The 7,901-nt window shown below is 44.3% G+C and carries 5 protein-coding genes; 2 read left to right on the forward strand and 3 right to left on the reverse strand.

What is annotated here, in order from left to right:
• On the reverse strand, positions 1-3,122 hold a 3,122-nt coding region (locus tag ICL16_RS35770; RefSeq protein ID WP_190836339.1), incomplete at its 3' end, for a two-partner secretion domain-containing protein.
• Positions 3,123-3,671: 549 nt separating this feature from the next.
• On the opposite strand from ICL16_RS35770, the gene ICL16_RS35775 reads away from it, so the two are divergent.
• On the forward strand, positions 3,672-4,208 hold the full coding sequence (locus tag ICL16_RS35775) for a hypothetical protein (protein WP_238361102.1): 537 nt from the start codon (positions 3,672-3,674) through the stop codon (positions 4,206-4,208).
• A 2-nt stretch (positions 4,209-4,210) separates the two neighbouring features.
• Entirely contained in the window at positions 4,211-4,555 is a 345-nt protein-coding gene (locus tag ICL16_RS35780; RefSeq protein ID WP_190836340.1) for a hypothetical protein, read from the forward strand.
• Positions 4,556-4,648: 93 nt separating this feature from the next.
• Here ICL16_RS35780 and ICL16_RS35785 read toward each other — a convergent pair whose 3' ends face one another.
• On the reverse strand, positions 4,649-4,873 hold the full coding sequence (locus ICL16_RS35785) for a hypothetical protein (RefSeq protein WP_190836341.1): 225 nt from the start codon (positions 4,871-4,873) through the stop codon (positions 4,649-4,651).
• A 13-nt stretch (positions 4,874-4,886) separates the two neighbouring features.
• Positions 4,887-7,748, reverse strand: coding sequence for a two-partner secretion domain-containing protein (locus ICL16_RS35790; RefSeq protein ID WP_190836342.1), 2,862 nt, complete (start codon positions 7,746-7,748; stop codon positions 4,887-4,889).
• Between the last annotated feature and the right edge of the window lie 153 nt (positions 7,749-7,901).

The raw sequence follows: 7,901 nt of genomic DNA on the forward strand, positions 1-7,901 counted from the left end.
GCGCTAGAAAATCCAGTCGAACTGATGCCAGAAACAGTGATAGAATCAGTTGTGGTAACGCGAATATTTCCCCCACGCCCTTGCGCTGCGGGCAAAATTCCAATTGGTCGAAAAAGGGCTGACTGAATTTGAGAGCCATCTGCTACGGAAAGAGAACGCGCAAGTATGTCAATGTCACCAGCTTTGCCCAAACCTCCAGACGCAACAGTAGTTGTGATTTGACTGGAGTTGGTCAGTGTTACAGCATCATCTACCTTCACTGAGATATTACCTGCATCTGCTCTTCCACTAGTACTGGCATTGATTTGAGCAAAATTGGATAAGGATAATGTTCCACTTTTTACTCGAATGTCTCCGCCCTTACCCACTCCAGTAGATCCTACCGCACTGAAAAGACCGCTCAGGCGTCCATTGCTGCCTGTACCGTTCAAAGTAATGGCATCACGAGCATTGATCGTAATATTACCTGCATTGCCTTGCCCAAAGGTATTGGACAAAAGTCGAGCGCCATTGGTAATGGAAAGCGAACCTGTAGTTATCTGGATGTCTCCTCCTTTTCCCTTACCAGCTAATAATACTGAGACAGCACCACTAGAGAGTCTGTTGCCCACGCCATCAAAGCTCACAGTATTGCGGGCATCGATAGTAATATTACCTGCATTCCCATGAGCAAAGCTAGATAGTTGACCGCCATTAGTTAATGAAAGTATTCCAGTTGTAATCCGGATATCCCCGCCATTACTACCATTTTCACCGGCGAAAGTCTTAGCACTGCTTTCAAGTCCATTGCTATCTACGCCGTCAAAGGCAACGATGTCGCTGGCATCAATGGTGATACTGCCTGCATTGCCCGAACCGAAGCTAACGGCATCAAGTTGACCGCCATTTTTTAAGAACAGCGCTCTAGCATTCACGCGGATATCTCCACCACTGCCTACGCCATAACTTCCGATTTTAGTACTTGCACTGCTGTCTTCAAAGGTTATGGTATCGCGGGCATTTAAGGTGATGTTGCCAGCTACCCCTATTCCATCGCTACTTGTAGATATTCGAGCGCCGTTTTGTACTGTGAGGGAACCAGTTGTCATCTGGATGTTTCCCGCTTTGCCTTCACTTCCAATTAGCAAGCTGCTTTGCACACCACTAGTTGCATAGCCGACTGTGCCATCTAGATTAATTGTATCGCGGGCATCAATGGTGATATTACCTGCGTCACCTTGTCCGGAAACGTTGGTACTCAGTTGAGCGCCATTAGTCAATGAGAGCGTCCCAGTTGTGACTCGGATGTCTCCCCCTTTGCCCACACCGCTACTAAACACATTGCTGTAAGCAGAACCACTGTCAAAGCTAATAGTATTGCGGGCATTAATAGTGATATTACCAGCATCTCCATTCCCTAAGGTGCTGCTAGTGAGAAAGGCTCCATTAGTTAATGAGAGAGTAGCTGTTGTTAAGCGGATGTCTCCGGCGTTGCCTACTGCCCCTGGTTGTACAGTAGTGTTTGCAACGCTAAAGGTGTTGCCTTTTCCATCAAAGTCAACGCGCGAGCGAGCATTGATGACCATATTTCCCCCATTTCCAAACCCAGCGGTTCTGGCATCCAATACAGCGCCATCAGTTAAAGATAAAGATTTAGCCGAGATATTAATATCGCCACCATTGCCTACTGCGCCTGCTTCTATATCTGTAAAAATGCCACTGGAAGTTCCATTTTGATTTACTCCTGCCAAGGTGATGCGATCGCTTACACTAATATTCACACCGACTGTATTGCCACGTCCACCTGGTTCTGAAGCGTTTGCGCCTAAAATACTAGATTGCACTTGAGCGCCATTTGTAAGGGAGAGCGACTCGGCTGTAATCAAAATACCGCCAGTGTTGCCCACTGCACTGCGTCCCAAATTGTTGTAGATGTTGCTATTATCAAAATATACAGCACCCGATGCCTGTACAAATACCCTGCCTGCATCTCCTTGTCCAAAGGTGTTAGTATTCAAAATAGCATTATTGCTGAGTGTGAGTGACTGTGTAGTGATGTTGATGTTGCCACCAGTGCCTGTAGCTTCTGGTTGCACTACGTTAGCAATCAAACTGCTATCACTGAGGGTGGTTGAGCCTGTGGCATTGATTTCAATATCTCCGGCTTGGCTATCAGGCGAACCATTACCTGATTCGATCCCGGCACGCAGTTTACTTTCTCCTGCCATGTTCAGATTCCGAGCATGAACAGCGATACTACCACTATTTGCACCACGCACATTCACTTCTGCCCCATTGGTGAGGGATACATCTGCTCTAGGTACTCCCGAAGGTACACTCAACTTGAGATTATTACCTGCTACATTTAGCCCAATACTTCCTGGTGTTGCTAATCCGGCTAACTCAATCCGACCTTCATAAGCTCTGAGATTACCACCATCTAAGTTGACATTGCCACCTACTAATAGTAAACTCCGACCATGTGGCACTCTCAAACCTGTCACCTCATCACCTACAGGATTAAGTCCAGCATCTGCCGTTGATTTATTAGTAATTGATGCTTTGGAGAGTTGATTGAACAGTAAAGCCGATGGATTGATGGTTAGTAATGGAGAAGGTGCATCTGGGGTAGAAGCACTGAAATTACCTAAGTTGCCAAATTGAACTGCATTGGCTGTTGTACCCACAAACGAGCCGCCGACATTCAATGCTGCATTTGGACCAAAAATGATCCCGTTGGGATTGATCAAAAACAAGTTAGCATTGCCTATTGTACCCAATGTGCCGAAAATTTGGCTAGCGTTTGTACCTGTGACTCGTGTCAGAATATTTTGGATACTAGCATTAGGACTAAAATAAGCTTCTCGTCCGGCATCGACATTAAATTCCTGAAAACTGTGGAACAAATTTGCGCCGCGTACTGCCCCACCTGTAATTTCTTCCCTTGGCAATCCTTGGGCGTTAGGTGTGACAATAGAAGACTCCTTCCCTTGTGTATTATCTGGGACAATGTTGCTTTGCGCTAAAATGGGGGTGGTGAAGGCGAATGTCTGAGATACTGCGGCAGCGATCGCTCCTACCCATCCCCAGGAAACTAGCCATTCCAATTGTAAATACCATCTCAAAGAGAGTTTTTGTGTCATTCTCGGCACTTAAAATATACTTAGAATCTGCAATCATAATGCAGTATAGAACAAGAATATTTTCCGTGGCGAGCGTAAATTTTTTGTTGCACTTTAGTGCAATCAGTCTGTAATAAAGAAGCAATGCAATTAACACAAAAGGATAAGTACTTACACAGAATTAATTACACCAACTTTTTTCTGATTCCTGTTTCCTGAACGCCGGGTTAGACTACCAAGAAATACAAACACAAGAGGATTTCTTAATATTGTAAATAATCTTCAAAAAATATTAGTAGATGGCAACACAGGTTAGCACCTGCTCAATCCTGATTGGACTGAGAACAATACGAAACCTGAAGGGCGGGACTTGGTTTTGTACGCAAATACCACATGACTACCAAATTGTCAAGGTTATTATGTTGCTTGCGGGTAATCCTCCACCCATTTCAGGGTTTTATATCCAACCACACAGGCGCCCTCTTACAAAAACTCCGAGAGCGCTGTTTTCGAGCGACGCCTATAACCTAAGATACATATGCTACCTCCAGCTTAAATAAAAAGTAAAAGATGTCGTTACCCAAGCTACCATTAAATAACATGGATACCCGCCATAGAGGTTTGTTACCCTCGACAACGGCAAATTATTTGGATGCAGCACGGGTATGCTTAGACAGACATCATACTCCGCCACAAGAATTTACTCTCTTAGATGACGGTAATGAATCTATTGTTCTCGTTGATTGGAAAATAACTTCGGAGCGAGATAAAAACGCTTGGGCTAATCTTGATGATGCAACTCGTGATGGAGCTTATGCTTTCGCTTTAGCAGCAACAGAACTACTACGAGGATTGGTAGCAGTAAGAAGGGCAGAAACCCGCACAGGAGCAGATTATTATATATCACCACTAGGTCAGGAAGTTGAAGACCTAGAAGGATGTTTTCGGCTTGAAGTGTCTGGCACAAATTTAGGCGTATCAGAGATTAAACGACGTATGCGAGAAAAAGTAGACCAAGCATTACTTGGTGACAGTAACTTGCCAGCTTTAGCCTGTGTAGTTGGATTCCGTGCTAAATTAATAATGATGCAAACCGTACAATCTTAATTATGAGTTGGGTATCACATCATTCTGAAAGTGAGCATTATGCAAAATTAGCTTCGGAAGCTTTCAGAGAGCAGAATAATGCTCGTGCTGTAGAACTTTATCGGCTTGCAGCTGAAGCAGAAATTTTAGCACTTGAAGCTTTAGAGCCAACTAAAACAAGAACTATTGGTATTACAGCAGTCAGTGCAGCTTCTCTATTATACAAAGCACAGGAGTTTCGTTCATCTGAGCAACTAGCTTACCAATGGTTAATAACCGACTTACTCCCTACTTTTGCTGTCCGTCAATTACAAGAGTTACTGCAAGCAATTTGGAGTGAGAGAGAATTAGTGCAAAAAAGAGCGTGAAAAAAATCACATAAAAACTATGAATCTATCTATAACAAATGATGATGAAGATTAGATTATTTATCCAACATTAAGGCAAAAAAACTGTATTTGTTAAGGACACTCTCGACTCAGCACCAAATCGCCATTTGCTAGCTGATAAATACCTTGCGCTTCAAAAATTGGTTGTAGATTTTTCCGCGCACGGCTAAAGCTGGTTGAAGTGGTTGATTTAGTTGTTTCACTAACACCGGGTAAAGAACGGATCGTTCCAGTAGGATAAGGAGAAAGATCTGTATCGCCAGGACGCTCAGGTAAACCTCCGTTGCCTGTAATCAAGAAAGTACCACGCTTATTGATTGTGGCGTTTAGCTATGCAACTATTAGCAATTAGCGCGTTAGCATCAATAATATTTTCTGGTAGTTGAGTAAGGCTATTTTGCACATCATCAGTGTTTGGTGTATCAATATTGACTGTACCTGCCACTCCTAAGGTAGAACTGGCAGTGATGTCACTCAAGTCGGTTGATTGTAGACGCGATCTTATGCCGAAGATCTCACTATTAATCTGAATATTCCCACCAGTGCCTGTGTAAGCGTTAGCGGTGATGTCACTATTTTCTTGAGGGACAGCAATGATGTACTGAGAATTAATCTGAATATTACCACCGTCACCACCTTTAAGCGCAGTACCAGCATTGGTAGAAATTTGACTACCACGCCGCAATAGTAAGAGTTCCTCTAATTGCAAATTAATATTGCCGCCAAGGCTGCTAGTTGTTTGCGCAGAAATCTCCGCGCCATTGTCAAGGGTGAGAATATCTGCAAGTATAGTAATATTCCCGGCATTGCCTGTACCATCACTATTCACTGAGATCTTTGTCCCATCTCTAATGGAGACTTGACGGGCGTCAATAAATATGCTGCCACCAAGTCCCGTAGAACCAGGAGCAGTGTTAGCGAAGATACCGCTGGTAGGACCAAGATTATTAATAACGTCAGCTAGTTGATCAGTTGCTCTTGATTGGCGTAAGCGCTGTTCAACTTGGGCAAGGCGTTGAGTAAAGTTTGGGTCACTTCCTACTAAAGTCAAGGTATCTTTCACATTCAAGGTGATAGTTCCTGCCTTGCCACCGCCATAAGTATTAGTTAGCACTTGTCCACCATTTGCTACGGAAAGAGAACGGGCAAGTATGTCAATGTCACCAGCTTTTCCCAAACCAACTGTCGCAGCACTGATTTGAGCGCCATTGTTTAAAGACAAAGATCCAGTTGTAACGTTAATATTTCCGGCATTGCCCACACCAGTTGATTGTACCGTACTGTAAGCCCCAGAGGGATAGCTAAAGGCGTCGCTACCATCAAAGTCAACGCGATCGCAGGCATTGATGACCATATTACCCCCATTTCCCAGCCCAGAGGTTCTGGTATCCAAAACAGCGCCATCAGTTAAAGACAAAGATTTAGCCAAGATATTAATATCGCCACCATTGCCTACTGCTCCTGCTTCTACATCAGTGAAAATGCCACTAGGCGCTCCATTTTGATTCACTCCTGTCAAAGTCATGCTTGTGCCTACATTAATATTCACACCGACTGCATTGCCACGTCCACCTGGTTCTGAAGCGTTTGCACCGTAAATACTAGATTGCAGTTGAGCGCCATTAGTGAGGGAGAATGACTCGGCTGTAATCAAAATACCCCCGTTATTGCCGACTGCACTCGCTCCCAAATTGTTGAAGATGTCACTATTATTCATAGACACAGCCCCTGATACCTGCACAAATACCCTGCCTGCATCCCCAAGCCCATTCGTGCTGGCATTCAACTCAGCGCCATCAGTTAAGGACAAAGAGCTAGCGTTGATGTTAATATCGCCACCATTACCTACTGCTCCTGCTTCTACATCAGTGAAAATGCCACTAGGCGCTCCATTTTGATTCACTCCTGTCAAAGTCATGCTTGTGCCTACATTAATATTCACACCGACTGCATTGCCACGTCCACCTGGTTCGGAAGCGTTTGCGCCCAAAATACTAGATTGCACTTGAGCGCCATTAGTGAGGGAGAGTGACTCGGCTGTAATCAAAATACCCCTACTATTGCCGACTGCACTCGCTTCCACATTGTTGTAAACGTCGCTATTAGCTAAAGATACAGCACCCGATGCCTGCACAAACACCCTGCCGCTATCGCCTTGCCCATTGGTGCTGGCATTCAGCAAAGCATTATCGCGTAGTGTGAGTAATCCTGTAGTAATGTTAATGTTGCCACCGTTGCCTATAGCTTCTGGTTGCACTACGTTGGCAATTAAGCTGCCATCATCAATGGTGATTGATCTTGTGGCATTAATTTCAATATCTCCGGCTGTGCTATCTGGCGAACCATTACCGGATTCGATCCCAGCACTTAGTATACTTTCTCCTGCTATATTCACGTTTTGAGCATTAATGGCAATATTACCACCATTTGCACCACGTACATCCACTTCTGCCTCATTAATGAGGGATACATCTGCTCTGGGTATTCCAGCAGGAATGTTTAAGCTCAGAATATTACCCACTACATCTAGCCCAATACTTCCAGGTGTTGCTAATCCTGCTAACTCAATGCGACCTTCATAAGCTCTGAGATTACCACCATCTAAGTTGATATTACCACCAACTAGCAGTAAACTCCGACCATCTGGCACTCTCAAACCTGTCACCTCATCACCTGCTAGATTAAGTCCAGCATCTGCCGTTGATTTATTGGTAATTGATGCTGTTGAGAGTTGGTTGAACAGTAACGCCGATGGATTGATGGTTAGTAATGGCGAGGGTGTGTTAGGGGTATCAGCACTGAAATTGCCTATGTTCCCAAATTGAACTGCATTGGCTGTGCTGCCGATAAATGAACCACCTACATTCAATGCCGCATTTGAACCAAAAATTATCCCGTTGGGATTAATCAAAAACAAGTTGGCATTACCAATTGTACCCAAAGTGCCGAAAATTTCTGAACGGTTAGCACCTGTCACCCGTGCCAAAATGTTTTGAATACTCGCATCAGGACTAAGGAAATATACTGAGCGTCCGGGATCGACATTAAATTCCTGAAAACTGTGGAACAAGTTTGCTCCGCGTACTGCCCCACCTGTAATCTCCTCTGTTGGCAATCCCAGCGCGTTGGGTGTAACAATAGAAGACTCTGCACTGAGTGTGTTATCTGGCACAATGTTGCTTTGCGCTAAAACGGAGGTGGTGAAGGCGAATGACTGATATATGGTGCAGGGAGACTCGTAAAATAGTATAAATCGCTATTAAACGGTATAAAACAGAATTGTGGACTGAGTGAGGAGTGGTATAGCGGTTAAGGGTTAGACCTT

The organism is Iningainema tapete BLCC-T55 (genome assembly GCF_014698965.1).
In the GTDB taxonomy this organism is placed as follows: Bacteria; Cyanobacteriota; Cyanobacteriia; order Cyanobacteriales; family Nostocaceae; genus Iningainema; species Iningainema tapete.

Coding starts and splice junctions, on each gene's coding strand:
- ICL16_RS35775 (WP_238361102.1), top strand. CDS start 3,672: ATGTCGTTACCCAAGCTACCATTAAATAACATGGATACCCGCCATAGA.
- ICL16_RS35780 (WP_190836340.1), top strand. CDS start 4,211: ATGAGTTGGGTATCACATCATTCTGAAAGTGAGCATTATGCAAAATTA.